The sequence below is a fragment of the Candidatus Omnitrophota bacterium genome, assembly GCA_025453395.1.
Classification (GTDB): domain Bacteria; phylum Omnitrophota; class Gorgyraeia; order Gygaellales; family Profunditerraquicolaceae; genus JAlOQK01.
Window position 1 is genome coordinate 1 of record JALOQK010000011.1, and the last position, 26,761, is coordinate 26,761.

Genomic DNA, 26,761 nt, shown 5'->3' on the forward strand with positions numbered 1-26,761 from the left:
AGCTTTGAATTTTGAATTATGGTTTTACGCTTTGCGTTTTACACTTTTCGCTATTCTTGTATCTTTGTGCTTTTTGAATTGTCCCGCGGCGCAGGCGGCAGAATATTATGTTGACGCAAATATTGGCGATAACGCTAATCCGGGGACAAGCGCGTTGCCGTGGAAAACGCTCTCGCGCGCCTATCCGAATGCAACATCCGGAACGCCGTATGTACAAGCAGGAGATACCGTTATACTTAGAAACGGACAATATGGCTCTTTTTCGTTAAGCAATTACAGCGGTATAGACTGGATTATATATAAAGCTGATATTGGGCATTCTCCCGAGCTTTCGCGCATTACCATTGAAAGTTACCCCGAAGACCGAAATGCCTATTTGAGGTTTGAAGGGCTTACGGTCAGGGCTGGTGCAATTTTTGATAAAGGGGTAATTCAATTACGGCATTCGAGTTATGTTCAGTACAAGGGCCTTGTCGTATTTGGATATGGCTATGAGGCTATCCATAATATTGAATCGGCTAAGGGGTTTTACTTCTGGCAAGCATCAGATAATGTAACAATAGATAACTGTACCATAAAAAGGGGAAGTTTGAACGAAAGCAGATTAGCCGAAATGCCCACAGCAACAACATTTCAGGGGTTTACCACAGGCATATATTCTGATTCAGATAATTTAACCGTTACAGGATGTGAAATAGCGGATTGCTATACAGGTATATTGGCAGGCGGAGATAATCTGGTAATTAATAATAATAAGATACATAATCTAGGCAGTGATGGGATAGTTATAGGCGGTGTTAATAATTTAACTTTAAGAAATAATGAAATTTATGGCATGAAATTATATGCACCTGTTTTAGCCGAAGTGCCAACCGAAACGACATGGAGTGAAGACGGAACGATAATGTATAATCCTAACGCTAAATGGAAGACTTTGGGAGATAACCTACTCGCTCCAAATTTACAGGAGGTCTACGTTGTTTCTGGTATAAACGTAAATACAGGAGATAATGAAGTATTGGTAGCTGAAGTAGTTAGCGATACGGAGGTCCGCTTTAATAAAAGTATAAAACTTAGTTCCGGAGGGGCTGCTCCTTCCAATGTTAATTATCAGATACGTTCTGTAGCCCATTTGGATCTTGTGCAATTTAATAAATGTGCCACAGGTATCCAAGGAGCAGTTATCTCAGGCAATAAATTCTATTTTCCACACGGCCAGGTAGTATGGTGGAATTCAGTGTCTCCTGTGGACGGAAAGAGCGCAAACTGCACAGATTTTCTAATAGAAAATAACTTATTCGTCGGAGATTTTGACAGCGCTGACGGCGAGAATTATTCTCCTATAAGAGTGGGGGCTACAGTCGGAGTCATTTTCAGGAACAATACTGTTATAGGGCGTTTAGATTTTGTAGAGAGCTCCCAAATACAAGTTTACAATAATATCATATCATACGCACAATGGTCTGGGAGTAGTTCAGATATCATTCGGGAAGACCATAATCTCATTAACCGGGGATCCGGTAATTATAACGCTACTACTATTTTCTATGACGCAGCTTGGGATAACCCTAATTTCTACGCTTTGTTTAAAGGCGGGATAACCGCCAGAGATAATCCTGGAGAAGATTCTTTTCAACACGCCTCAGATAATACGGACGCCATAGGATTTAGTAGTCTTACTGATTATGCAAGTATCGATATATTGGGCGTATCTCGTGGAGACGTTTCCGATGCGGGGTGTTATCAGTACAGTGTTGCATCTGTTATTTTAGGCGATATTTCCGGCGATTCCGCGCTTAGCGCCTATGACGCAGCCCTTGCGGCCAGAATTGCCGTGGGGCTGGATGAATTAGGCGATAAATTAACAGTTGCCGATGTGTCAGGGGATAAGCAAGTGACTGCTTACGACGCAGCGCTTATTGCGCAGCGCGCAGTAGGGCTGATAAGTAAGTTTCCAGTGGAGGGATAGATATGGTTCACAGTTCACAGTGTTTTAGCTTACAGCTTACAGCTTAAAGCTAAAAGCCATAGCGCAAAATTAAAAATTTTGAATTTTGAATTATGGTTTTGCGCTTTGCGCTTTTAGTTTTTTGCTGATAGCTGAGAGCTGAAGGCTGAAAGCTGACAGCTGGTATTACCGTCTTTTAGCTTTTATCGCGAACCGGTCCATCAAATTGCTGTCTATATTAATTACTAAAACTTCCAATTTTTTCCCAGCATTGATTAATTTAATGTAATGGTATTGCTTGACGAATTTCTGGCTGTATGGGGATTGTCTGTTTTGGTCCCACAAGCGCGAACCCGCCCCGCCTGAAACAATAAAATAAACATTCGCGTAATAATTTCTCTCATAATTATGGCAGTGCCCGTTAAATACCGCGTCCACATGGTATTTTTTGATTAAAGGCATGAGTATTTTGCGCAGTCTCTTCTCATCAGCGCGGTGGCTGATGGAGGTGGTGAAAAGGGCATGATGGAATAGAAGCAGGGTAAAGTCGGTATCTAAAGAGGGGGAAACTAGCTTCTTTACCAGCCATTTGTATTGCTCAGAATCTTTTGCAAGCTTTGCGTTACTGTCTAAAATAATAAAACGGATACGATTTTCTTTTACGCTATACCAGCGCTCGTTATTCGGCAATTCAAAGTTATCGTAATAAAGTTGCGAATTCTTGTCGTGATTGCCTAAAAGCGGGTAATAGCGGGCAATTTTGCGCAAACCCGCGGTAATCCGATTAAATATTTTCCATTCCTCTGGATCGTTTCCATCATTGACCTGGTCCCCCAGCTGAAAAACTGCCACAGGGTTTTCTCTGATAATTTGATCAACTATTTTCTGGTGTATTTCATGGTTAACTTGACTGTCGCCCATAATAATTACCGGGCGCGCAAAGTTATTTTCTTGCGCGTAGGCTGGGCATATAGCGAATATTATAAGGAATAAGCTAATTATTAATACTTTAATTTTTTGCATAGCACTATTAATTATATAGCTTAATATATAATTAATCAACAAAAATTTGTTTCTGTTAATATATCTTTTATTATTTTTGTTCTTAGCTGACAGCTGATGACTGACAGCTGATGACTGACAGCTTATTTTCCCCTTGCCATGAGTTTTTTTTCCTCTATAATAAGTTCTATAACAAAAGGAGGAGGTATGCGTTTAAGGAAAAGCATTTTTGTGTTTTTAGCGTTAGTTTTTATCTGTTCTCAGGCTTCTTTTGCCGAAGTTAAAGGTAAGTGGGGCTGGGCCTTAAGATTAAGGCACGAGTATTGGAAAAACATTTTTGATATGAATGGCGACGCCTTGGATAACCGCAATTTTTTCCGGGTAAAAGAGTCTCTTTGGGGGCAGGCGGACTTTAGCAAGGATATGCTTTTGTATGCCAAGATCACCAATGAGTTTAAGCCCTATGTCTATTATGCTCCATCAAGCGCTAAATCAAGCGGCAAATCAGATAAGTCATTTCATTTTGATATAAACGAATTTATTTTTGATAATCTTTATTTTGGGATGAAAAATGTTGCTAAGCTTCCCGTAGATTTAACCATTGGCCGCCAGGATTTAACTGGCTATGGCGAAAACTTTATTTTTGCTGATGGCACTCCTCAAGATGGCTCAAGGACATTTTATTTTAACGCCGCTAAAGCCACATGGAGATTAGACGATAAAAGTTCGCTTGATTTTATTTATATTAATGACCCGCGCGATGATATTTATCTTCCTGTAATCAATGAAGACAAAGCTCCTCAGAATTTAAATACTACCGATGAAACTGCAGGGGCTATTTATTATCGCACCAAGGCCATCAAGGACGTTCTCTTAGAATCTTATTATGTGTATAAAAGAGAAGCTGCCGACAGTGGAGTTGGTTTTCAGTCGCAGAAGGGCGGAATAAATACCATTGGCGCTTATGCCAAATATAATTTTTCCCCTTTTACCCTGCGCGCGCAATTAGCCCAGCAGTTTGGCACATACGGGGCCAATGACCGCCAGGCAACAGGAGGCTATGTTTTTCTTGACAGAGATATTAAAATGGCTTGGTCGCCGCAGGCAACTATAGGTTTTGCCTATTTGTCTGGTGATAAGACAGGTTCTTCTAAGCTGGAGGCTTGGGATCCTTTGTTTTCCCGTTTTCCATGGATGTCGGAATTGTTCTATATGACATACAAAACAGAAACAGGCATTAATGCCTACTGGACAAATTTAGAGCTTCATCGTGCAGGATTAATTGCCAAGCCGATGAAAAAAATGAAATTATCCGTGTTTTATAATTTCCTGCGGGCGCCCCAGCAGGTTGCCGCTTCGAGTTTTTGCTCTGGAGAATCTAAACAGCGCGGCCATTTGCCGCAAGCGCGCGTTGATTACGCCTTTACGGATAATATCAGCGCCTATTTTCTGGCTGAATATTTTATGCCCGGGAAATTTTATAAAGAAAAAGATGACGCGCTATTTTTAAGGACAGAGTTGATGTTCAAATTCTGAAATTTCTTGATAGGAAGTTTGATTTGTGATAATCTAAAAACCTTACGCAACCAAGAAAAGGAAAAGGAAAATGTCTGTATTGCATTTTACTGATACAAGTTTCAAAGATGAGGTTTTAAGCTCTAGCTTGCCGGTAATGGTTGATTTTTGGGCCCCATGGTGCGGCCCCTGTAAAATGATTGCTCCTATTGTTGATGAGCTGGCTGCTGAATACAAAGAGAAGATGAAGATCGGCAAGATCAATATTGATGAAGACCAGCGCGTTGCCGGGCAGATGGGGGTTATGTCCATACCTACGATTATCTTTTTTAAGAACGGCAAAGCCATTGAACAGGTAGTCGGTGCTTTAAGTAAGCAAGAGCTTAAGAAAAAGATAGAAGCGAATCTTTGATGAAAAAGATTTTTATCGCCGCCACAAGCCAAAATGACGGGAAGACCACCTGTTGTTTAGGGCTTATCCGTAATCTTCAGGGCAGATTTAAGAAAGTCGGGTTTATTAAGCCTATCGGCCAGCGTTACCTTGAGGAAGAAGGCCAAAAGATAGACGAGGATTCGCTTCTTATTGAAGATGTCTGCGGCATAAAGTGCACTCTTAAAGATATGAGCCCGATTGCGGTTGAAAAAGGTTTTACCGAGCGCTATATTGCCAATCCGGATAAAAATTCCATCACCGGGCAGATTCAGTCAGCTTTCGGCAGAGTTTCCAAAGACCAGGATTTAGTGGTCATTGAGGGCACCGGCCACGCCGGAGTAGGGTCGGTTTTTGACCATTCTAACGCGCATGTGGCAAAACTCTTAGGGGCGAAGGTAATTATTATTTCTTCCGGAGGCGTCGGCCGGCCGATTGATGAAATTGTTTTAAATAAAGCGCTGTTTGACAAAATCGGGGTTAAGATTTTAGGGGTTGTGGTAAATAAAGTTTTGCCGGCTAAGTTTGATAAAATAAACCGCTTGGTCAGGAAGGGGTTAGTCCGTCAGGGGATAAATGTTTTAGGGGTTTTGCCTTATGACCCGTTGCTGGCTCGCCCGACAATAAAGCAGATCATAGAAGAAACAGAGTTTGAGCTTCTTTACGGCAAGGAATTCTGCGAAAGTCCTGCTAATAATATTATCGTTGGGGCAATGCAGCCCAAAGACGCCCTGAAATATATTACCGACGACAGCCTGCTTATTACCCCCGGAGACAGGGAAGATATGATTACCGCTGCGCTTAATTGTTTCCGCGAGAATGACAGGGGCAGGCTTAAGATTTCCGGTATAATCATCTCCGGTGAAGATATCCCGGATGATCCGGTGATGTACGCTTTATCCCGTGCCAAGATACCTGTTTTATTGTCTAAGACTGATACTTACAATGTAGCTTCGCGCATCCATGATTTGACAGTAAAGATTCGGCCTCAAGATACAGCAAAAATAAATGCGGTTATAAAATTAGTCAAAGATTACGTAGATTTAGATACTATATTGAAAGGAATGTAGCATGGACATAATCACCCGCATTCGTAAACGCTCAAGCGCTAATCCTAAGACTATTATTCTGCCCGAATATAACGACAAAAGAGTGGTGGAGGCGGCCAAGATTATAGAAAAAGAAGGTATTGCCAAGGTGATACTTTTAACCCAGGATCGTATTAACCCGGCGGAAAAAGAAAGATACATACAGGAATATTACGAATTGCGCAAAGCCAAAGGTATCGCCATTGAGGATGTGCGCAAAATCTTTGATGACTCTCTTTTTTATGGGGCGATGATGGTAAGAGACGGCAAGGCCGATGGTTTTGTCGCTGGGGCATCTCATACCACTGCCGATACCGCCCGCGCGGCTATTCATTGTTTAGGTATTGATAAAACTATTAGCATCGCCTGCAGTTGTTTTATTATGGTGGTGCCCGATTGTCCTTATGGGGACAGCGGCACATTTATTTATGCGGATTGCGGGATTATCCCCGAACCCAATCCTCGCCAATTAGCCTGTATTTCTTTTGCAAGCGCTCAATTGGGGGAAAAAGTTTTAGGGGCTACTCCAAGGGTGGCTTTTTTAAGTTATTCCACAAGGGGTTCTGCGCAAGGTAAAGTAATTGATAAGACCAAAGAGGGCTTAAAGATCCTCAAAGAAATGGCCCCTGATTTGATTGCCGACGGAGAATTTCAGGTTGATGCCGCGATTGTCCCGGAGGTAGCTCAAATTAAATTTCCCGACAGCCCCGTAGGCGGCAAGGCGAATATTCTAATATTTCCGGATTTGGAATCAGGCAATATTTCCTATAAATTGACCCAAAGATTGGCTAAGGCAAGGGCTATCGGCCCGCTGATGATGGGGCTGAATAAGCCCTGCAGTGATTTATCCCGCGGATGTTCGGTTGATGATGTCATTGATTGTGTGGCAGTAACCTCTATTCGTGCTCAATAATGAAAATTTTAGTTATTAATAGCGGAAGTTCTTCAATAAAATACAAGCTCTTTTTTATGCTGCCGCCTAAAAATGGCCTATTGGCCAAAGGCGTGATTGAACATATTGGAGAAAAAGGCTCGGATGTTCCGGATCATTATACCGGATTGGAAGCAATACTTTCAAAAGTGGATACCATTGATGCTGTAGGCCACCGCGTGGTCCATGGAGGAGAAGCTTTTCGTCAGCCGGTTTTAATTGATAGCCAGGTTATCCGTAAGATTAGAAAATTTTGCGCGTTAGCTCCTTTACACAATCCTGCTAATCTAACCGGCATTATCGCTTGTAAAAAGCTTCTGCCCGGGGTAAAACAGGTCGCTGTTTTTGACACAGCTTTTCATCAGAGCTTGCCGGAACAGGCGTATACCTACGGCCTGCCGTATTCTTTTTACAAAAGATACGCAGTGCGTAAATATGGGTTTCACGGCACAAGCCACGAGTATGTTGCCGGGTCTGCCGCGCGCATTTTAAAGAGGCCTTTAAATAAATTAAAGATCATTACTTGTCATTTAGGAAATGGTTGCAGTATCACCGCAGTAGATAAGGGCAAATCTGTTGATACCAGCATGGGTTTTACCCCTCTTGAGGGGCTTTTGATGGGCACCCGCTGCGGCGATATTGACCCGGCGCTTGTAACATATATCATGCGTAAGCAAAAACTTGATATTTCTGCCACGGAAGAGTTGTTGAATAAGAAAAGCGGCCTTCTGGGTATTTCCGGAGTAAGTAACGACATGAGGCTTCTTGAAAAAAAAGCTTCTAGAAATCACAGGCGGTCAAAACTGGCGATAGATGTTTTTATTTATAAGATCAAAAAATACATTGGCTCATACACAGCGGTTATGGGCGGTTGTGATGCGGTTGTTTTTACCGCCGGGATCGGGCAAAACCAAAAGGACATTAGATTGCGCGCTTGTAGGGGGGTGTTTGATTCTTTTAAAAACAGGCCCAAGGTTTTAGTTATTCCTACGGACGAAGAGTTGATGATTGCTTTGCAAACCTACAAATTAATAAACGCCCAACAGGAGAGATAATTAAGATGTTTCGCACAATGCTTAAATCCAAGATCCACGGGGCAAGAGTTACTCAGGCCAATCTTTATTACAAGGGCAGTATTACCATTGATTATTTATTGATGAAGAAAGCGGATATTTTGCCCGCAGAGAAAGTAGAAGTGTTAAATGTAAATACTGGAAACCGTATTGAAACATACGCGATTAAAGGAAAGCCTGGTTCCGGGGTTATTTGCTTAAATGGGCCTGCCGCGCGTTCAGGCTGCGTGGGGGATGAATTGATCATACTTTCTTATGCTTTAGTAGAAGAAAGCCAGGCGCAAAGATTAGCAGCAAAAATCATAAAATTAAATGAAAGAAACAAAATTAAAGATTAGAGTTTATGGCGATCAGTGTTTAAGGTCTAAGGCAAAGCCGGTAAAGGCCATAACTGATTACCATAAGAAGCTTTTAGTTCAAATGTCCCGGATAATGTATGAATCTTCCGGTATTGGCTTAGCTTCTTCTCAAGTAGGAATTGAAGAGGCATTGATTGTTGTGGACGCCGGATGCGGCTTATATAAATTAATCAATCCTAAGATTATCGTCAGAGAAGGCGCTCAAGTAATAGATGAAGGTTGTTTGAGCGTCCCCGGGATAAGCATAAAAGTTACCAGAGCTCAAAAGATTACCTTAGAGGCGCAAGATGAGCAAGGCCGCTCGATAGTTTTGCACGCCGAAGATCTTTTAGCCTGCGTGTTTCAACATGAGATAGACCATCTCGAAGGAAAACTTATTGTGGATTACGCCGAAGATAAAGAAGAGATTCAGAAGAAACTCAAAGGGCTTAGGGTAGTATAAAAATTGATATTTCCATTTTTAGGGTGAGCCGTGTGGTGTCAGCTATGAGTTTGGGGTGAGGATGAGTTTATGGGAAAATTTATAAATATTTTACTCACATCCCAATCCCCATTCCAAACCCATTACTCATCCTCATTGCTCACCCCTTGAAGTTTTTACTCAAATAGAGGTTTTATGTATGACCTAATTATTATCGGCGCCGGTCCTGCCGGTTTAACCGCGGCGCTTTACGCTGGAAGATTCCGTTTGGATGCAGTTTTGTTGGAGAAAATGTCTCTCGGAGGGCAGATTGTTTTGTCTTCTGCTATTGAGAATTTTCCCGGAGTTCCCGGGCCTGTTGAAACACAAGAACTAATCGCCCGGATGAAAAAGCAGGTTGATGATCTATCCGTGCCCATTATAGATCAGGAGGCCTTAGAAATAATAGCCCGCGGCAACCAGGGGTTTGAAGTTAAGATAGAAAATAAAAATCTTCAGGCCAGATCCATTATTATTGCCAGTGGAGCTTCACCTAAGAAATTAGGCGTGCCGGGTGAAGATAAGTTTATCGGAAGAGGGGTTTCTTATTGCGGTACTTGTGATGGCCCTCTTTTCCGCGGCAAGGATGTTATTGTAGTTGGAGGAGGGGATAGGGCATTAGAGGACGCGATTTTCTTGACATCTTATGCCCGTTCTGTTAAGTTAGTGCACCGCCGCGATAAGTTGCGCGCTGCGGGGGTACTTATAGAAAAGGCCAAAGCTAATCCTAAGATAAGCTTCATTCTTGATTCTGTTTTAGAGGAAATATCCGGGCAGAATAAAGTCCAGGGGATAAAAGTTAAAAATGTTAAGAATGGGCTTGTTTCTGAATTTTCCTGTGATGGGGTCTTTGTTTTTGTGGGGATAAAACCCAATACAGATAGATTCAAGGATATTGTAAAGTTAAATCAGGCCGGTTTTATAATTACATCTGAAAATATGGTTACTTCCATGGAGGGTATTTTCGCCTGTGGAGACTGCAGGGCGAAAACGCTTTACCAGGTCATAAATGCCTGCGGAGACGCGGCAGTAGCTTGTGATTCAGCGCATAAGTATCTTTTAAATCATTAAAAAGAGGGTTATCAATGAAAAACGCGACGACAAATAAGAAATTGATGGATTGGGTTAATCAAATGGCCAAGCTTTGTTGCCCAGATGAAATCATCTGGATAGACGGAACAGGCGCCCAAAGAAAAAAGCTTGAGGATGAAGCAGTTACAACCGGTGAGCTTATGCCGCTTAATCAGGACAAGCTTCCCGGGTGTTTTTTGCATCGCACCGCTGTTAATGATGTGGCCCGCACCGAACACCTAACTTATATTTGCACCAGCAAGAAGGAAGATTCCGGCCCCAATAATAATTGGATGTCTCCATCTGCTGCTTATCGTAAGGCCAGGGCAATCTTCAAAGCCGCGATGAAGGGCCGGCCCATGTATGTTATTCCTTTTTCTATGGGCCCCGTGGGTTCAGAATTTAGCAAGATCGGAGTAGAGCTTACAGATTCCCGTTATGTGGTATTGAATATGTCTATTATGACTCGCGTCGGAGAATCTGTTTTGCGCCAGCTTGAAAGAGAAGATGAATTTACAAAATGCCTGCACTCTAAAGCAGATTTGAATATTGAGCGCAGGTTGATATTGCATTTTCCCGAGGACAACACTATTTGGAGCGTAGGTTCTGGTTACGGCGGCAATGTTTTGTTGGGAAAAAAATGTTTATCTCTTCGTATTGCAAGCCACATCGCCAGAAAAGAACATTGGTTTGCTGAACATATGTTGATTATGGGGATAGAGGAACCCAATGGCCACATTGAATATATTGCCGCTGCTTTCCCAAGCGCCTGCGGAAAAACTAATCTAGCTATGCTTCTTCCTCCGGAGGGCCTGAAGAAAAAAGGTTATCGTATCTGGACCGTGGGTGATGATATTTCCTGGATGCGCGTTGATTCCGATAAGGCTTTGTGGGCGATTAATCCGGAAACTGGCTTTTTTGGAGTGGCTCCCGGGACAAATTCGCACACCAATCCGAATATGGTGGAGACGATCAAGAAAAATACCATTTATACCAATGTTTTGCTTAAAAAAGATAATACAGTTTGGTGGGAAGGCGCTGATGGCGATGTTCCTGAAGAAGGCATTGATTGGCAAGGGAAACCCTGGAAGCCTTCGGCAAAAGACGCTCAAGGCAAGCCTGTCTTAGGCGCGCATCCTAACAGCCGTTTTACTACCCCTATTGTAAACTGCCCGACGGCATCTTTTCGTTTAGACCAGCATCATGGCGTTCCGATTTCCGCTATTATCTTTGGCGGAAGGCGCGCGCTTTTGGCGCCGTTAGTCTATGAGTCTTTTAACTGGCAGCATGGTGTTTTTGTGGGCTCGACCATGGCTTCTGAGCGTACTGCTGCGCAGGTTGGCAAGTTGGGTGAAGTGCGCCGCGATCCCATGGCGATGTTGCCATTCTGCGGTTATAATATGGGCGATTATTTCCGGCATTGGCTGGATATGGGCAAGCGCATGGCAAAACCCCCAAAGATTTTTCATGTGAATTGGTTTCGTACTGATGAAAAAGGCAAATTCATTTGGCCCGGATATAGGGAGAATTTAAGGATTTTGGAATGGATTCTTGACCGCTGCAATAATAAAGTTGATGCCAACCGTACTCCGATTGGTTATGTTCCCAAGCCCACGGATATTGATATGACAGATTTGCATTTGCCATCTGCCGCTATGGAAAGCCTTTTTGCTGTGGATAATAGCCAATGGCAGCAGGAGGCCAAAGGCATAAAAGAATTTTATCAGCAATTTAAGAAACGCCTGCCAATTGAGCTTTGGCAGGAGTATGAGAATTTGGTGAACAGATTAAAGTAAAATATACAAATAACCGATGACCAATTTTTCAATAATCAATTATCAAATAACCAAATAATAACCAAACACCCATATTTAATAACCAAATCTGTTTGGTTAATTGATTATTGATGATTGGGATTTATTTGGTGTTTGGAATTTGATGTTTGGTTATTTCAATGGAATTTTGTTATTAAAATTTAAGAAAATGGACAAAAAAGTTCTGCTGAAGACTGAATTTCCGGATTTGAAGCTTTTTCGTCGGGGAAAAGTGCGCGATGTCTATGACTTAGGCGATAATCTTCTTATTGTTTCTACTGACAGGATATCCTGTTTTGATGTTGTTTTGGGCCGTGGCATACCATTAAAGGGAAAAGTGCTTACCTTGATTTCTTATTTTTGGTTTGATTTCTTAAAAGATACCACACCAAGCCACTTTATCAGCGCTTCAGTTAAAGATTATCCTGAAAATTTACAGAAATACCAATCCATCCTTGAGGGCCGTTCAATGTTGGTCAAAAAAACCAAAAGTTTTCCGGTGGAGTGCATTGTGCGCGGCTATCTTTCCGGTTCAGGATGGAAAGAATATCAAAAAAGTCAGTCTGTTTGCGGCATTAGGCTTGCTTGCGGCCTTAAAGAATCGGATAAGTTGCCGGAAATTATTTTTACTCCTTCTACAAAGGCAGAAGAGGGGCATGACCTTAATGTTAACCAGGAGTATATACAAGATCTATTAGGCAAAGATACCGCGGATAAATTAAAAGATTTAAGTATCGCTATATATAAAAAGGCCAGCCTCTACGCTTTATCGCGCGGGATAATTATCGCAGATACAAAATTTGAATTTGGCGTTTTAGACGGCAAGATTATTCTTATCGACGAGGTCTTGACGCCTGATTCGTCGCGTTTTTGGCCTTTAGAGGGTTATTGCCCGGGCCGTTCACAGCCAAGTTTTGATAAACAGTTTGTTCGGGATTATCTAGAAACTTTTGTTTGGGATAAGACCCCTCCCGCTCCGGAATTACCGGATGATATTATCCGTAAGACAAGCCAAAAATACCTTGAGGCATATCAAAAGTTGACAGGGGAGAGCTTGGTTTTATGATTATCCTAAAACGCATTTTTATTATACTGCTAAGGGTCCTCTTGAGCGCGGGGTTTCTTTTTTTAGTTTTTCGTCAGGTAGATGAAAAGGCAACTCTGGCGGTTATTAAGAATGTGGATAAGCCGCTTTTATTTTTGGCCTTTTTAATCTATTTTTTCACCTATTTTTTTTGTTTCTTGCGCTGGAAAATGCTTTTAGAGGCTGTGGGCATTTTTATTCCGGCAAAGCGCATCTTGACCTCATTCTCTGGAGGCATTTTCTTTAACTTATTTCTGCCTTCTGCTATTGGCGGAGATTTTGTGCGCACCTTAGATCTGGTTAATCACACCAAAAAAGCCAAAGATATCGTTGCTACTGTCTTTCTTGACCGCTTAAGCGGGTATGTGGGCCTGGTTATTTTGGCCCTTTTGGCGTTTGTTTACGGTTTTAAGTTTATTCGTGACCCGGCAATTATTATTCCTATTATTTCTGTAACTGTTATTCTCGTGTTAATTCTTCTTGTTTTATTCAACAGTTTTATTTATTCAAGAGTTAATAATTTTCTTAAGTCTCCGCGCTCCGGGAAGATCAGAGAAGGGATCACCTCTTTGCATAAAGAGCTTTATCTTTTTAAGGGCCGTAAAAAATTAATACTTAATAATCTTTTTCTTTCCCTTTTGGTGCAGAGTTTAGCGCCTTTGAGTTTTTATTTCGTGGCTTTGTCCCTGGGCGTGAAAATAAACATATTATATTTCTTTATATTTATTCCTGTAATAGGGGCGATTACAATGCTTCCCATATCCATAGGCGGCTTAGGTCTTCGTGATGCCTCTACGGTATTCTTCTTTGCTAAAGTCGGGGTTATTAAGGATGTGGCCTTTAGCATGTCCATTCTTTCCTTTTCTTTTATTCTGGTATACGGCATTCTCGCCGGGATTTTCTATATATTCACCATTAAGAAAAGCCCCAATTAACCATTTCTGGCAATGTCTCTGCGTTTTATAATTGACGGCTATAATTTAGTGCATAATCCGGATTTTCCTGCTCCTGATGGAAAGATTTCGGTGCATCGGGCATTAGCAGTTCTTATAAGGCATTATAATCTTTGCGGAAAAAGCAGTAACTCTGTGACAGTTGTCTGGGATGGTTTTGCGCCTTCTCAAATGAGCCGTGATCTTTATTCTGGCGTGATATTTGTATTTTCATCTGATATAAGCGCTGATGATAAAATAAGAAATATGCTTGAAGAAGCTGAAAATACCAAGAATATAATTGTTGTTTCCGACGATAAACAAGTGCAGGCAAGCGCCAGATTATTTAAAGCAAGGTATCAGCGGATAGAAGAATTCCTAAAACCAGCTGCAAAAGCCTTTAGGCAAAAGCGCGATGGTGCTTCGTTAAGCGATAAATTAACCCACGCCCAGCAGTGTCAGATAAATAAGGAATTATTAAACCTATGGTGCGAAAAAAAGAAATAGAGTTTATTAAATTTTTAGGCACTTCCGGAGCGCGCTTTGTGATGATTAAGCAATTACGCGCTTCTGGGGGGATTTGGATAAGCGCTAAAGGGAAAAATATTCTTGTTGATCCCGGGCCGGGTAGCTTAGTGCGCGCTCATCAGGAAAAGCTTAATCCTCAGGAATTAGACGCGATCATATTGACCCATCGGCACCTGGATCACTCTAATGATATTAATGTTATGATTGAGGCGATGACCGACGGAGGTTTTAATAAGAAAGGCATAATTTTCTTCACGCAGGATGCCATATCAAAGGATAGCGTCATCTTAAAATATGCCCTTAAATTTCCCAAAGAAATAAAGATCTTGAAGCCGTATACAAATTACAGGGTGGGGCAGTTTATGTTTAAAACTTCCATGGCGCATATCCATCCGGTAGAGACGTATGGAATTAAATTTTCTTTAGGGAAATCTTCAGTGGGGCTGGTTTCTGACACAAAATATTTTCCGGGTTTAGAAAAATTCTTTAAGACTGATATCCTTATCCTTCCGGTTGTTTTTTTAAAGCCCCGGGATGTCCAGCACTTGAGTTTAGAAGATGCCAAGAAACTTATTTCTGTTTTATCTGCTAAGAAAACCATTCTTACTCACTTTGGGATGGGCATGTTAAAGGCGGGCCCTGCGAAATTAGCCAGAAAGTTAAGCCGGCAGTTAAAGCTTGATGTGGTTTCTGCTTATGACGGTCAGATGATTTTTCCTTGACATAACTGGCTGATAGTGATAAAGTTAAAGAAAAGATGCGCAAGAACAAAAGGAGGATGAAAGATGAGTACATGGCAATGGGTTTTGTTGGATCCCGGTAAGGCTGTGCTTGGTCAGATCGGCCAATTCATCGTTAGCTTATTGTTGGTGGTTTTGATCCTTATCTTGGGTTGGATTGTCGCAAACATTGTTAAGGGAATAGCCACCAAGATTTTGCGAATGGTCAAGCTTGACGAGCTTTCTGACCGTATTGAGCTGGACAGCTTGTTAGAAAAAGGCGGGATAAAGTATTCACTTTCAGAGCTAATCGGCGTTGCCTGCTATTGGATTATTCTTTTAGTGACTTTCGTTGTTGCAGTAAATGCTATTGGGTTGACTGTTGCCGCTGATCTTTTGCAAAAAGTTATTCTTTATATCCCCAATATTGTAGCTGCGGTTTTTATTTTGATTTTAGGGCTTTTTGTGGCCAAACTTTTAAGCAATATCGTGCAGACAGCTTCCAGCAATGCCGGGTTGTCGCAGGGTATTTTCCTTACTAAAATTGTTGAAATTGTTGTAATTGTTTTTTCGGTGATAATCGCCTTGGAGCAGTTAAATATTGCAGTTAAGATGCTGGAAAATACTATTATGATTATTCTGGCTTCCGCAGGATTAGGTTGCGCCTTGGCCTTTGGTTTAGGCTGCCGTGATATGGCGGCAAAAGCAATGAACGATTTTGTGGAGAAGTTAAAGAAGAAATAACGCGAAGATTTCTATTAATTAGGGCGCATCCAGAAAAGATGCGCCCTAATTATTTTCAATTAGAGAAGTATTGCGATAGCCTTGCGTAGAGCGCATCCTTGGGCGGTTTCTTGATTTTCTTAAGCGTTAATACGCACTTTCCTTTGCAGACAGGGCAGCTTTCTGCTTCGGCATTAAGCTTGCATTTGGGGCAGGGGATAGTTTTGTAGCTATCCGGTTCTTCTTTTTTGTCTTTTTTGGGCAACTTCGTTTTATTTAATGTCTTTAGGTTTTAACCCGTAAAGCAGGTCTCTCTGTGAGGCAATCCCAACCAGTTTTCCGTTCTGCATGATCGGTAGATGCCTGAATTTTACCGTGCAAAGCATTTTATAGATATTATCAAGGCCGTCTTCAAAATTAGCCGTAGTAACATTTTTGGTCATGAATTCTGCTACAATAGTTTTTTGAGGGTCTTTTCCAGTCGCCACAACTCTTCGCACAATATCTCTTTCGCTTACGATACCGACGAGTTTTTCATCCTTTAATATCGCCACAGCCCCGATATTGTTTTCATCCATTAGTTTGGCAGCTTCCATTGCGGTATTTTTTTCTTGAGCGGTTATAACTCCTCTTGTTAGCATCATGGTAAAAGCCATTTGTTTCTCCATTTTTAGCTCCTTGTTATTTTTTACACTACCATATTCTTATCTAGTAGTCAATACTTTTTCCTGCCGACTTACCTAATCTTACTTATTCTTACTGAGAGAGAAACACGGTTTTTGGCTGGTTAGCGCGTTTTTATTGTAGGGTGTTCTTATAGCGTAGTTTTTATCTTAACCCTTTGAATCTACATCATTTTTGCTTGACAAATTGAGCATTTTTCTATATAGTATGATTTAATATAAATATTATATTCGCAAAGATTTATAACAATAGATATGTCGTCCAGTTGATGCCTTTGTTGTGGGGAAAAGTTTAGTTTTTTCTCCCTGCCAAAGGGCGTTGGTTTATAATTAAAAATATTATCATAAAGCCCATGCGCCCTGTAAAATATTATCATTATAATATATTGTCATTAAATACGCCCGTTTGCTTTTTAAAAGAAAGCAGCAGGCGTTTTTTATTTTTATGGGGTTTTAGAAAAATATGAGCTATTTTAAAGTCTTAGGATTAGAAAGAGAACCCTTTTCCACCAGCCCCGACCCGGAATTTTTCTATCTTTCCAAAGAGCACGAAACCGCGCTTACCAACACCATTATTGAGCTTCGTCTCAAAAGGGGATTGTCTGTGATATTAGGCGATGTCGGGACAGGCAAGACTACTCTTTCGCGTAAGCTTATCCGTGAGTTAAAGCAGAGGAATGATGTTATCTTTAGCATTATGCTTGATCCTTCTGTGGAGAATGAGTTTTTCTTTTTGACTTGGTTGGCTAAGAATTTTGAGATTCCGATATCTAATTCCGAGACTGTTTTAGAGCTCAGGGATTCTCTTGAAAAATTCCTCTTCCAAAAAGGGGTCAACGAAAATATGACTATAGTTTTGGTCATTGATGAAGCGCAGAAGTTAAGCGAATCTTCTCTTGAGACTTTAAGGGTGCTTTTAAATTACGAAACCAACGAATATAAATTGTTGCAGCTTGTTTTATTGGGCCAGCTTGAGTTTTATTCAAAGATTGCCAATATGCCTAATTTTCTTGACCGGGTAAGTTTCAAATACACCTTGAATCCGTTGGCCTTTGAAGAAGTAAGGGAGATGATCAATTTTCGTATCCGCCAAGCCGGTTACACGGCAAATACCCCGCTTTTTCTTGATGAGGCAATTGCCGAGATCTATGACTACTCCCGTGGTTACTTAAGAAAAACGATGATGATTTCACATAAGGCGCTCAAGGCGCTTATCCTGAATAATAAATTATCCGTGGATCGTTTAATGGTGCGTGAAATTATTTCTACAGAAGTAAAACATGGCTGGGCCAATAATTCTTAAAATAAGACATGGCTGATAAGAGCGGGTTGACCCCGGAGAAAAAACTGCTTTCCATAATTGAGGGCGAAAAGAAACCGGATGCTTCCGTTGCGCCAGCCGCTGCTTCTGCTGCGCCAACGTCTTCAGCGCAAGTATCCCCTGTTAATCCGGCGTCCCCGCAATCTCCCGCGCCGGCTGCGGTTTCTTCTGTAAGGCCTGCGCCGGTTTCGCCTACAATTCGCTCTGCGGCGGTAAAACAGATCCCGCGTTCTCAATCGCCGTCTATTTTCTCCGGTATAAAAGATTTGCCATCTTTGTTTGGCAAAGTTCAGGATGGTTTCTCTGTGGCGACATCTTCGCTTTTAGAGCCGCAGACGGTTAATAGAGTGCTTATTGCTGTGGCTATGGGAGTGGTTTTTTACGGATGTTTTTATCTTTGGGGTTATAAATCAAGTGCGAATAATAAAATTATTGTTCCTTTTGATGAACAGCGTAAGCTTTTGGCCCGGGAAATGGCCAATATGGGCAACCCCGTTACTTTTACTGAGGAATATCTTAAGGAAGTTATTTCGCGCATAAGAGGCAGGGATTTATTCAAGCCTTTGGCAAAAGAGCAAAAGATGGAAGCTAATTCTGATGCGGCTTCAATTAAGGAGATGGAGATCAATAAGACCTTAAAGCTTGTTGGCGTTTCTATCGGGGAGAATCCGGTTGACAGTTACGCCATGATTGAAGATTTGACCAATAAAGTCACCTATTTTCTGCGCGCTAATGACAATGTCCATAATACGACTGTCGCGCAGATCCAAAATGATAAAGTTATCCTTGATTTCCAAGGCAGAAAAATAGAACTGCGATGATAAAATTTCATACTTTAAAATTTTGGATATTTTTGCCTTTCTGCATGCTTGTTTTTTGCTTAGCCTCTGCTCAGCAGGCCGCTGATTCGCCTGCCGTTGAAAAAGCCTCTGAACAGCCCCTTGATCCTGTCGTTGCGCCTGCCGCCCAACCTGCCCAGCAGCCGGATGCAGAAAGCGCACAGCTTCAGGAAAGGCTGCAGAAAAAAATTTCCTTGGATTTAAGGGATATGAATATCGTAGACGTGCTTAAATTCTTGGCCATAAAGGGCAGCTTTAATATCGTTAACAGTAAGCTTATTGAAGGAAGAGTCACGCTTCTTTTGACTAATGTGGCTATTGCCGATGCCTTGGATATTATCCTTATTGCCAATGATCTGGCCTATATTAAAAAACACGGGATCATTTATGTTATGTCCGGAGATGAATACCTGGCTATGTATGGCAAGAAGTTTAGCGATAATACCCGGGTTAAGATTGTCTATTTGAAATACGCCCGGCCAAGTTATGTTTTAACCGCGCTTCAAAATATAAGAAGCGCTGTGGGTAAGATTGTCATTGATGAAGATACCGGCACCGTAGTCATGATTGATACGGAAGAGAAGTTAGCTGAAATGCAAAAGGCCATCGCCCAAATGGAATACAAAACCGAAACCAAGGTCATTACCCTTAAATACGCTAAGGCGCAAGTTTTAGCCGAACAGCTTAAGGTTAAACTTGATGCCAAGGCTGTGGGCAACATTGGTTTTGATGAGCGCTCTAATCAGGTAATCGTTACTGCGCTGCCGGAGCGCATGAAAGAGATAGAAGATGTCATTAAAGCATTAGACACTAAAACTAAGGCGGTTTTACTTGAAATGCGCATATTGCAAGTTACTCTAAAGCCCCAATATGACATGGGCATTAATTGGGAAGTGGCTTTCAAGAATAGCAAGCACGAAACCTTGCGCTCGCTTGATTTTGCCAGTAGTTTCCCCAGCGCTTCTACTGCCATGGCCACTACTTTAGGAAAGATTGCTGTGGGAAATATTAATTTTGATAATATTGCTTTTGAGTTAAACGCTTTAAAGCAGGTCAGCAGCACCAAGCTTTTAGCCAATCCGCGGATTATGGTAGTTAATAATGAAGAGGCAAAGATCCACATTGGAGATACCCGGCCCTATGTTACTACAACTACCTTGGGCACTGGAGACACCGCCACTACCACTGAAACCGTCAACTGGATTAATATCGGCATTCAGCTTTTAGTTACCCCCACCATTAATGATGATGGAGTAATTTCTATTAAGCTTAAGCCTGAAATTTCAAGTAAAATTGAAGATTACCTCACCCCTAAACAAGCCAAAATCCCGATTGTGAATACTACATTAGTTGAAACCACGGTTTTGGCTAAAGACGGAAACACTATAATTATCGGAGGCTTGGTTAAGAATGACAAGCTTGCTACCCGTTCCGGAATCCCCGGCTTGATGAGCATACCTTTGGTTGGGGGGCTTTTTAGAAACGAATCCGACACTATCACTAATTCTGAAATTGTGATTTTTTTGACTCCACATATTGTTACCGGAGATACCGAACTTAGCACTTATCAGGATGAGAAAATTATGGGGATGAAGGGGGAATAAATGAAAAAATATTTACTCATTTTAAGCTTTATGTTCATTGCCCCGCTTGGGTTGATTTTTGCGCAGGATAAATCTGCGAACTTACAGCAAAGCATTGAAAGAAGCCTGCAGAACGCCTTGTCCGATAACCTGCGCTTGTCGGGTGAGAACCAGGACCTAAAGAAGAAACTTAAAGAGCTTGAAGATTACAGCCGCACCATTACTTCGCTGAATTCCGCCATGCGCGATGAGAGTAAAAAACTTAACAGCCGTATTGATGGCCTGGACGCGGTTGTTTCGCAGGCGCAAGCCGCTCAGAAAAAAGCTTCTTTCTTGGAAGAAGAGAATCACAATTTAAAGGTAGATTTAAAGGCGACTCAATCTTGGCTTGATAAACTAAAGCTCGAGAATCAGCAATTAACTACTAAGCTTGAAGCTAATTTCTTGGAACAGCAAAACAAACAGCTTATTGAAAAGCTTCAGAAAAAAAACAAAGAATTGGAAATTGCGTCTCTTCAGCTTTCCCGCTTTTTAGCGGAAAAAGAGGCTATCCTGCGCGAGGCAGCCCTTGCGCGTTACAATTTAGGGGTGGCATTCTTTGGCCAGAGGAAATTCTCTGATGCCGCGCGTGAATTCGAGCGTTCCTTGGAATTAAACGCGGTGAACCCCGACGCCTGTTACAACCTGGGGATTATCTATGACGAATATCTTAAAGATGACCAGAAGGCCATAGATTGTTATCAAAAATACCTCTCGCAGGTAAAAGATGATTCCGGCAAAGATGCTGTAAATAAAGTTCAGGCTAAGCTTCTGCAGGCTAAGTTAAGGACAAGGGGAAAAGTTAATTCTCCGGTAGATCAGACAATTAGATAATTTCGATATTCATAATTATAAGAGTGAATCGTGGGGATGTATTTAGCTGAAAGCTGATAGCTGAAGGCTGATAGCTGACAGCTGACTAGAGAGGAATATTTTGAGAGCGTTTATTATTGCTATATCTTTATTGCTTCCGGGAATTGTCTTTGCCAACAATCTTTCCATTACTAATGTTTCTTTGGTTCGGCCAAACGAGGCGAATAAAACCATTAATATTAAATTTGATGTTTCTTGGAGTAATTCTTGGAGTGATTCTGAAAACTATGACGCGGTCTGGATTTTTGCCAAGTATAAGAAAACCGCTGATTCCAACTGGTATCATGTGAAATTATCAGGTATTTATTCTTTTGGTTCAGGCACAGCCTTGATTGGCTCTGTGCCTTCGGATTATGTGGGGTGTTTCTTATATCGTTCAGCAACCAGTAATGGCGCGTTATCAACCACGAATATTGAAATTATCTGGGACTGGGGCATGGATTCTAATCTTTCCGCCTCCAGCGTTATTGACGAAATCAAGGTTTTCGGCATTGAGATGGTCTATATCCCGCAAGGTAATTTCTATATTGGGGATGGTGATGGAACCGAAGATGGATATGGAGGTTCAGGTCATTCTCCGGCTGCTTTTAATTCTGGCACTAATGATGCTCTTCCGGTTCTTATTGGAACTACCCTTGCCAGGAATATTTATGCTTCTGGTGATATTGAATCTGGTATCGGAATCGGAGGTTCTGGTCCTTATGCCGGAATAGATACTAATAACGACGGCACAATTGATAACGCCTCTTTTCCTGTTGGCTGGGCGCCATTTTATATTATGAAATATGAAATAACCCAGGGTCAATACGCGGATTTTTTAAGCACTTTAACCAGCGCGCAATGTAATAACCGCTATAACTCTGCCCTTTATGGGTCGTCTCGTTATACCATAACCGGTACTTGTCCTAATATAACTACTAATCGTCCTGACCGTGCCTGTAATGATATGGGTTATCAGGATTTATACGCCTATGCGGATTGGGCAGGTTTGCGCCCTGTATCAGACACCGAATATGAAAAAGCCTGCCGCGGCCCGAATACGCCTGTGAGTTGGGAGCAGGCTTGGGGGATACAGTCGTATACCTATGCTATGAGTATTAGCGGTTCGGAAAACGGGACAGAAACAGTTACTGGCCCTGCTGGAGCTAACTATGTTGAGGAGATGGATCCGGGGTATGAATATAGCGGTGGAGACGCAGGTTATGGCCCATTAAGAGTAGGTATTTTTGCCACTTCAGGTTCTAATCGTGTTACTTCCGGAGCAGGATATTATGGAGCTATGGATTTATCCGGAAACGTAGCAGAGTTTGTGGTGAGTTTGAGTCCTGTTTCCTCTGGTAGGTCTTTTCAGGGAACCCACGGCGACGGCGCCTTAACTGGCTCCGGTGCCGCGAATAATTCGGATTGGCCGCTGGGAGACCCTTATATGTTTTATCATGAGGATATGGGTACTGGGGCAAGCGTAAGCGGGCGTGCATCGTCCGTTAGTGGTCGCTCGTCGATTCTTGGCGGTAGGTGCGCGCGCAGTGCGCCTTAATTCAGCTTTCAGCCGTCAGCTAAAAGCTTAAAACTGAAACAAAGTTTCTGTTTGCTCATTATTTAACATATACTGTTTTGTATTTTACGTTTTTTGTATTTATTTTTGCTGACAGCTGATGGCTGATAGCTGATAGCTGAAAACAAGTTTTTGTCCTACTTATTAATTATGTCTTTATTATTTAAATTTCTATCTGTTATTTACTTTATATTTGCCCTTACTCTGCCTAGTGTCTTTGCTGTTGACTCCACCGCCTATAAAGGCGGCAGCTACGACGGTTACTCCTCTTTAAGCTATACCACTGATACTGCGCTTACCGGTTACGCCTATTACGGGTACAAAGCCTATTCTGTAGCTTCCTATGATTCCGCCACCGACACTATTTATCTTGAAACCTGGCTTGAAACAAACGACGGCCAGATTGTGGTCAATCCTTCAAGCGCCACCATCACCATTTATGATAAAGCCGGCGCTATCGTAGATAGTGATTTTCCGCTTCTTGTCTCTACCCCTGACGCAAATGGTGTCTTGAGAAAAAGCCTTTCTGGTATTTGGACGCCCACATCTACCACCACCTACTTGGGAAAAGTGGTCATTAGCTACGCCGGGAAAAGTTTTTCTTCCAATGTGGTTTATGATTTTGCCGCCGCTGTAGCCAAGGCCATCAAGGATAAAACCGATAATATCAACTGGTCGGACATAAGCGTTATTAAGTCTCAGACCACCGCTATTAATTGGAATGACATTACTTCCATCAAAACCGCTGTTAACGCTGGCGCCGCGGTCAGTCTCTATGAAAAAGTGGGCCAAGTCTTAACTTCCCTGGGTACTTCAGGCGATAACTGGGAACAGCAGACCCTTTTTGGGAAAATAGCCAATTTTGAGAAAAAAGCCTGGATTGACAATTTAAGCAAGGTCAACTGGGACAATATTGGCATTATGTCAAACAATGGGATTAACTGGACTGACGTTTCTGTCTTGGGTAATAAGAATGTCAACTGGGCCGAGATTGGCCGTTTGGCTGGCGCTCGCATAAATTGGACCGACATCTCTGTTTTAAGTAATAAGAATGTCAACTGGGTCGAGATTGGCCGTTTGGCAGATGCCCGTATAAATTGGACCGATATGTCTGCTCTTTCTAACCGCGGGGTCAATTGGGCAGAAATTTCCCGCATGGACCAGGCCAGGATTAATTGGACAGGGCTTTCCGTTCTTTCTAATGCTGGAGTTAACTGGATAGATTTATCGCTAATGGGCAATAGCGCCATAGTATGGTCTAGTTTTGCTGCATTTACAACCGGGACACAAGATATGAATTCGGATTGGTATGATTTTAGTCTAGTTTCTTGGGGCGGTGTTGGAAGTATGGTAGCTGCCGGCATTAATTGGACAGATGTCTCAGTTTTGCATAGCAAGGGTGTCAACTGGCTGGATCTGTCGGTTTTAAGCAATAAGAGCGTGAATTGGGCAGAAATTTCCCGCTTTGCCGCCTCCCGAGTTAATTGGACCGATTTATCTGTCTTAAGTAATAAAGGTGTTAACTGGCTTGATCTGTCAGTTCTTTCTAATAAAGGCGTTAACTGGTTGGATGTTTCAGTTTTGCATAATCAGGGGATAAATTGGTTTGATCTATCGGTTTTATCTAATAAAGGCATTAACTGGGTAGATATCTCCCGGCTTGGCAATCAGGGCATTAACTGGCTGGATATGTCGGCCTTAAGTAATAAAGGTATTAATTGGGCGGACCTGTCGGTTCTCTCCAATAAACGCGTAAACTGGACTGACATATCGCGGCTTTCTAACGCTGGTATCAACTGGGCAGACTTATCCCGCTTAGGCAATCAGGGGATAAATTGGCTTGATCTATCGGTTTTATCTAATAAGGGCATTAATTGGGTAGATCTATCAATATTAGGTAGTCAGGGCATTAATTGGCTTGATATATCAGTATCCTCTAATAAAGGCATTAACTGGACAGACCTGTCGGTGCTCTCCAATAATGGCGTGAATTGGGCAGACTTATCAGTTTTAGGCAATAAAGGCGTCAATTGGATGGATCTGTCGGTCCTTTCAAATAAAGGCGTGAACTGGGCTGATTTCTCCAGATTAGGCAATTTCGGGATTAACTGGACAAGTGTTTCCTTGTTAAGCAATCAGGGAGTAAACTGGATGGATATTGCCCGTCTTTCCAATTCCCGGGTCAACTGGGCAGATATTTCTAAAATGAGCAATGTTGGCGTTAACTGGGCGGATTTAGCTTATATGACTGGAGCCGGCGTTAATTGGGATGAAACTGTTAATTGGGATAACCTGGCGCGTTTAACTACTGCTGGAGTAAACTGGACAGACATGTCGCGCATGTCCAACACTAATGTTAACTGGATCGGCCTGGATGTTCTTTCTGACGCCGGGGTAAATTGGAGCGATATTTCAGTCTTGAGCAATAAGGCGTTAAACTGGACCAGCGTTGCTCTTCTTGCCAATCAGGGAGTTAACTGGCTTGATTTTTCAGTCCTTGGCAACAAAGGCATCAACTGGACAAACTTTGCTTTGCTGAGCAACCAGGGTGTTAATTGGACCGATATTTCCGCCATGCATAACAAAGGCATCAACTGGACAGATTTCTCCCGCCTTGGCAATGCCGGGATTAATTGGCTGGATTTGTCCGTGCTTGTCAATAAGGGTATTAACTGGACAGATATCTCTAGGCTTGGTAACCAAGGCATTAATTGGCTGGACCTGTCAGTTATGGGCAATAAAGGTATTAACTGGATCAATGTTGCGCTTTTATCAAATCAGGGTGTTAATTGGGCAGATATTTCCCGCTTTGGCAATACCGGTATTAATTGGGATGATATCGCGGTATTCTCTGCCAAGGGCATCAATTGGGCAGATCTGTCAAGACTAGGTAACCAGGGTATCAATTGGTTAGATGTGTCAGTGCTCTCCAACAAAGGCATTAACTGGTTAGATATTTCAGTTTTAGGCAACCAGGGCATCAACTGGCTGGAGATCTCAGTAGTCTCCAACAAAGGCATTAACTGGGCAGATATCTCCAGATTAGGCAACCAGGGTATTAACTGGTTAGATATTTCAGTAGTCTCCAACAAAGGCATTAATTGGTCAGATATCTCCAGATTAGGTAACCAGGGCATCAATTGGTTAGACATCTCGGTCTTAGGCAACAAAGGCATCAATTGGTCAGATATCTCCAGGCTTGGCAATCAAGGTATTAATTGGCTGGACATCTCAGTCTTAGGCAACAAAGGCATCAATTGGATAGATATCTCCAGGCTTGGCAATCAAGGCATCAACTGGACAGACTTCTCAGTACTCTCCAGCAAGGGCATTAACTGGCTAGATATCTCCAGGTTAGGCAACCAGGGCATCAACTGGTTAGACTTATCGGTTCTTTCCAACAAAGGCATCAATTGGACAGATTTATCCCGCTTTAGCAATGTTGGTATTAATTGGACTGATATCGCGGTATTCTCTGCCAAAGGTATTAACTGGCTGGAAGTTTCAGTCTTAAGCAATAAAGGAGTCAATTGGACAGACATCTCTAGGCTTGGCAACCAGGGCATCAACTGGTTAGACTTATCGGTTCTTTCCAACAAAGGCATCAATTGGACAGATTTATCCCGTCTTGGCAACCAGGGAATTAACTGGCTGGACATCTCTGTCTTAGGCAACAATGGCATCAACTGGACAGATATCTCCAGGCTTGGCAATACCGGTATTAACTGGGCTGATATCGCGGTATTCTCTGCCAAGGGTATCAATTGGACAGACATCTCCAGATTTAGCAATGCCGGGATCAATTGGTTAGATGTTTCTGTTTTAGGCAACAAAGGCATTAACTGGACTAATGTGGCATTGCTTTCCAACCAGGGAGTTAACTGGTCAGACATTTCAGTAGTTTCCAGTAAAGGCATCAATTGGCTGGATGTTTCAGTACTTTCCAACAAAGGCATTAATTGGACCAATGTGGCACTACTCTCAAATCAGGGAGTAAATTGGACTGATATCTCCAGGCTTGGTAATTCTGGGATCAATTGGACAGATGTTTCTGTCTTGGGCAACAAAGGCATTAACTGGACCAATGTGGCATTGCTTTCCAACCAGGGAGTTAACTGGTCAGACATCTCTAAGTTAAGCAATCAGGGGATTAACTGGCTGGACATCTCAGTAGTCTCCAACAAAGGCATT

At 42.1% G+C, this 26,761-nt stretch carries 24 protein-coding genes; 21 read left to right on the forward strand and 3 right to left on the reverse strand.

Annotated features, from left to right (window positions below; all coding sequences use genetic code 11):
* Positions 1-1,969 (forward strand): right-handed parallel beta-helix repeat-containing protein (locus MUF05_07465; GenBank protein ID MCU0666914.1); only part of this gene is annotated, 1,969 nt, incomplete at its 5' end.
* Positions 1,970-2,134: 165 nt separating this feature from the next.
* Here the strand turns inward: MUF05_07465 and MUF05_07470 are convergent.
* A complete protein-coding gene (locus tag MUF05_07470; protein MCU0666915.1) occupies positions 2,135-2,971 on the reverse strand; it encodes a metallophosphoesterase in 837 nt (278 codons plus the stop codon).
* A gap of 186 nt (positions 2,972-3,157) precedes the next feature.
* Here MUF05_07470 and MUF05_07475 point away from each other — a divergent pair, with 186 nt between their 5' ends.
* From MUF05_07475 to MUF05_07540, 14 genes are all read left to right on the forward strand, one after another.
* On the forward strand, positions 3,158-4,486 hold the full coding sequence (locus MUF05_07475) for an alginate export family protein (protein ID MCU0666916.1): 1,329 nt from the start codon (positions 3,158-3,160) through the stop codon (positions 4,484-4,486).
* 70 nt (positions 4,487-4,556) lie between these two features.
* Positions 4,557-4,877, forward strand: coding sequence for a thioredoxin (gene trxA, locus MUF05_07480; GenBank protein MCU0666917.1), 321 nt, complete (start codon positions 4,557-4,559; stop codon positions 4,875-4,877).
* On the forward strand, positions 4,877-5,965 hold the full coding sequence (locus MUF05_07485; GenBank protein MCU0666918.1) for an AAA family ATPase: 1,089 nt from the start codon (positions 4,877-4,879) through the stop codon (positions 5,963-5,965). The genes trxA and MUF05_07485 overlap by 1 nt, the downstream gene beginning before the upstream one ends.
* Position 5,966: 1 nt before the next feature.
* Positions 5,967-6,896: a phosphate acyltransferase gene (locus tag MUF05_07490; GenBank protein ID MCU0666919.1), complete on the forward strand. Its 930-nt coding sequence runs from the start codon at positions 5,967-5,969 to the stop codon at positions 6,894-6,896.
* Positions 6,896-7,969 (forward strand): acetate kinase, encoded by a 1,074-nt coding sequence (locus MUF05_07495; GenBank protein ID MCU0666920.1) that lies wholly within the window; start codon positions 6,896-6,898, stop codon positions 7,967-7,969. Before MUF05_07490 ends, MUF05_07495 begins: the two co-directional genes overlap by 1 nt.
* 5 nt (positions 7,970-7,974) lie before the next feature.
* Positions 7,975-8,325 (forward strand): aspartate 1-decarboxylase, encoded by a 351-nt coding sequence (locus MUF05_07500; protein MCU0666921.1) that lies wholly within the window; start codon positions 7,975-7,977, stop codon positions 8,323-8,325.
* Entirely contained in the window at positions 8,300-8,788 is a 489-nt protein-coding gene (gene def, locus MUF05_07505; GenBank protein MCU0666922.1) for a peptide deformylase, read from the forward strand. The genes MUF05_07500 and def overlap by 26 nt, the downstream gene beginning before the upstream one ends.
* A 174-nt stretch (positions 8,789-8,962) precedes the next feature.
* A complete protein-coding gene (gene trxB, locus MUF05_07510; GenBank protein ID MCU0666923.1) occupies positions 8,963-9,877 on the forward strand; it encodes a thioredoxin-disulfide reductase in 915 nt (304 codons plus the stop codon).
* A 14-nt stretch (positions 9,878-9,891) separates the two neighbouring features.
* Positions 9,892-11,673, forward strand: coding sequence for a phosphoenolpyruvate carboxykinase (GTP) (locus tag MUF05_07515; GenBank protein MCU0666924.1), 1,782 nt, complete (start codon positions 9,892-9,894; stop codon positions 11,671-11,673).
* Between the two features lie 187 nt (positions 11,674-11,860).
* Positions 11,861-12,757: a phosphoribosylaminoimidazolesuccinocarboxamide synthase gene (locus MUF05_07520; protein ID MCU0666925.1), complete on the forward strand. Its 897-nt coding sequence runs from the start codon at positions 11,861-11,863 to the stop codon at positions 12,755-12,757.
* A complete protein-coding gene (locus MUF05_07525) occupies positions 12,754-13,710 on the forward strand; it encodes a flippase-like domain-containing protein (GenBank protein MCU0666926.1) in 957 nt (318 codons plus the stop codon). Before MUF05_07520 ends, MUF05_07525 begins: the two co-directional genes overlap by 4 nt.
* 12 nt (positions 13,711-13,722) lie before the next feature.
* On the forward strand, positions 13,723-14,214 hold the full coding sequence (locus MUF05_07530; protein ID MCU0666927.1) for an NYN domain-containing protein: 492 nt from the start codon (positions 13,723-13,725) through the stop codon (positions 14,212-14,214).
* Positions 14,193-14,957, forward strand: a complete 765-nt coding sequence (locus MUF05_07535) for an MBL fold metallo-hydrolase (GenBank protein ID MCU0666928.1) — start codon at positions 14,193-14,195, stop codon at positions 14,955-14,957. Before MUF05_07530 ends, MUF05_07535 begins: the two co-directional genes overlap by 22 nt.
* 63 nt (positions 14,958-15,020) lie before the next feature.
* Positions 15,021-15,698 (forward strand): hypothetical protein, encoded by a 678-nt coding sequence (locus MUF05_07540; protein MCU0666929.1) that lies wholly within the window; start codon positions 15,021-15,023, stop codon positions 15,696-15,698.
* Between the two features lie 55 nt (positions 15,699-15,753).
* Here the strand turns inward: MUF05_07540 and MUF05_07545 are convergent, their stop codons facing one another.
* Both MUF05_07545 and MUF05_07550 read right to left on the reverse strand, forming a co-directional pair.
* The gene (locus MUF05_07545) at positions 15,754-15,942 is read right to left on the reverse strand and encodes a hypothetical protein (protein ID MCU0666930.1); all 189 of its coding nucleotides are present in this window, start codon (positions 15,940-15,942) and stop codon (positions 15,754-15,756) included.
* A gap of 7 nt (positions 15,943-15,949) precedes the next feature.
* A complete protein-coding gene (locus MUF05_07550) occupies positions 15,950-16,345 on the reverse strand; it encodes a CBS domain-containing protein (protein MCU0666931.1) in 396 nt (131 codons plus the stop codon).
* Between the two features lie 478 nt (positions 16,346-16,823).
* Here MUF05_07550 and MUF05_07555 point away from each other — a divergent pair, with 478 nt between their 5' ends.
* The 6 genes from MUF05_07555 to MUF05_07580 form a co-directional block, all read left to right on the forward strand.
* Positions 16,824-17,663 carry an AAA family ATPase gene (locus MUF05_07555; GenBank protein ID MCU0666932.1) on the forward strand — a complete coding sequence of 280 codons (840 nt, stop codon included), beginning with the start codon at positions 16,824-16,826 and terminating at the stop codon, positions 17,661-17,663.
* 8 nt (positions 17,664-17,671) lie between these two features.
* Entirely contained in the window at positions 17,672-18,502 is an 831-nt protein-coding gene (locus MUF05_07560) for a hypothetical protein (protein MCU0666933.1), read from the forward strand.
* The gene (locus MUF05_07565) at positions 18,499-20,124 is read left to right on the forward strand and encodes a hypothetical protein (GenBank protein ID MCU0666934.1); all 1,626 of its coding nucleotides are present in this window, start codon (positions 18,499-18,501) and stop codon (positions 20,122-20,124) included. Before MUF05_07560 ends, MUF05_07565 begins: the two co-directional genes overlap by 4 nt.
* On the forward strand, positions 20,125-20,976 hold the full coding sequence (locus tag MUF05_07570; GenBank protein ID MCU0666935.1) for a hypothetical protein: 852 nt from the start codon (positions 20,125-20,127) through the stop codon (positions 20,974-20,976). It begins immediately after the preceding gene.
* A gap of 100 nt (positions 20,977-21,076) precedes the next feature.
* Positions 21,077-22,552, forward strand: a complete 1,476-nt coding sequence (locus MUF05_07575) for an SUMF1/EgtB/PvdO family nonheme iron enzyme (GenBank protein MCU0666936.1) — start codon at positions 21,077-21,079, stop codon at positions 22,550-22,552.
* A 150-nt stretch (positions 22,553-22,702) separates the two neighbouring features.
* Positions 22,703-26,761: hypothetical protein (locus MUF05_07580; GenBank protein ID MCU0666937.1), on the forward strand; the 4,059-nt coding region annotated here is incomplete at its 3' end.

Bases quoted from the DNA above. Each gene is read 5' to 3' on its own strand.
- MUF05_07470 (MCU0666915.1), bottom strand. From the start codon at position 2,971: ATGCAAAAAATTAAAGTATTAATAATTAGCTTATTCCTTATAATATTC.
- MUF05_07475 (MCU0666916.1), top strand. From the start codon at position 3,158: ATGCGTTTAAGGAAAAGCATTTTTGTGTTTTTAGCGTTAGTTTTTATC.
- trxA (MCU0666917.1), top strand. From the start codon at position 4,557: ATGTCTGTATTGCATTTTACTGATACAAGTTTCAAAGATGAGGTTTTA.
- MUF05_07485 (MCU0666918.1), top strand. From the start codon at position 4,877: ATGAAAAAGATTTTTATCGCCGCCACAAGCCAAAATGACGGGAAGACC.
- MUF05_07490 (MCU0666919.1), top strand. From the start codon at position 5,967: ATGGACATAATCACCCGCATTCGTAAACGCTCAAGCGCTAATCCTAAG.
- MUF05_07495 (MCU0666920.1), top strand. From the start codon at position 6,896: ATGAAAATTTTAGTTATTAATAGCGGAAGTTCTTCAATAAAATACAAG.
- MUF05_07500 (MCU0666921.1), top strand. From the start codon at position 7,975: ATGTTTCGCACAATGCTTAAATCCAAGATCCACGGGGCAAGAGTTACT.
- def (MCU0666922.1), top strand. From the start codon at position 8,300: ATGAAAGAAACAAAATTAAAGATTAGAGTTTATGGCGATCAGTGTTTA.
- trxB (MCU0666923.1), top strand. From the start codon at position 8,963: ATGTATGACCTAATTATTATCGGCGCCGGTCCTGCCGGTTTAACCGCG.
- MUF05_07515 (MCU0666924.1), top strand. From the start codon at position 9,892: ATGAAAAACGCGACGACAAATAAGAAATTGATGGATTGGGTTAATCAA.
- MUF05_07520 (MCU0666925.1), top strand. From the start codon at position 11,861: ATGGACAAAAAAGTTCTGCTGAAGACTGAATTTCCGGATTTGAAGCTT.
- MUF05_07525 (MCU0666926.1), top strand. From the start codon at position 12,754: ATGATTATCCTAAAACGCATTTTTATTATACTGCTAAGGGTCCTCTTG.
- MUF05_07530 (MCU0666927.1), top strand. From the start codon at position 13,723: ATGTCTCTGCGTTTTATAATTGACGGCTATAATTTAGTGCATAATCCG.
- MUF05_07535 (MCU0666928.1), top strand. From the start codon at position 14,193: ATGGTGCGAAAAAAAGAAATAGAGTTTATTAAATTTTTAGGCACTTCC.
- MUF05_07540 (MCU0666929.1), top strand. From the start codon at position 15,021: ATGAGTACATGGCAATGGGTTTTGTTGGATCCCGGTAAGGCTGTGCTT.
- MUF05_07550 (MCU0666931.1), bottom strand. From the start codon at position 16,345: ATGGAGAAACAAATGGCTTTTACCATGATGCTAACAAGAGGAGTTATA.
- MUF05_07555 (MCU0666932.1), top strand. From the start codon at position 16,824: ATGAGCTATTTTAAAGTCTTAGGATTAGAAAGAGAACCCTTTTCCACC.
- MUF05_07560 (MCU0666933.1), top strand. From the start codon at position 17,672: ATGGCTGATAAGAGCGGGTTGACCCCGGAGAAAAAACTGCTTTCCATA.
- MUF05_07565 (MCU0666934.1), top strand. From the start codon at position 18,499: ATGATAAAATTTCATACTTTAAAATTTTGGATATTTTTGCCTTTCTGC.
- MUF05_07570 (MCU0666935.1), top strand. From the start codon at position 20,125: ATGAAAAAATATTTACTCATTTTAAGCTTTATGTTCATTGCCCCGCTT.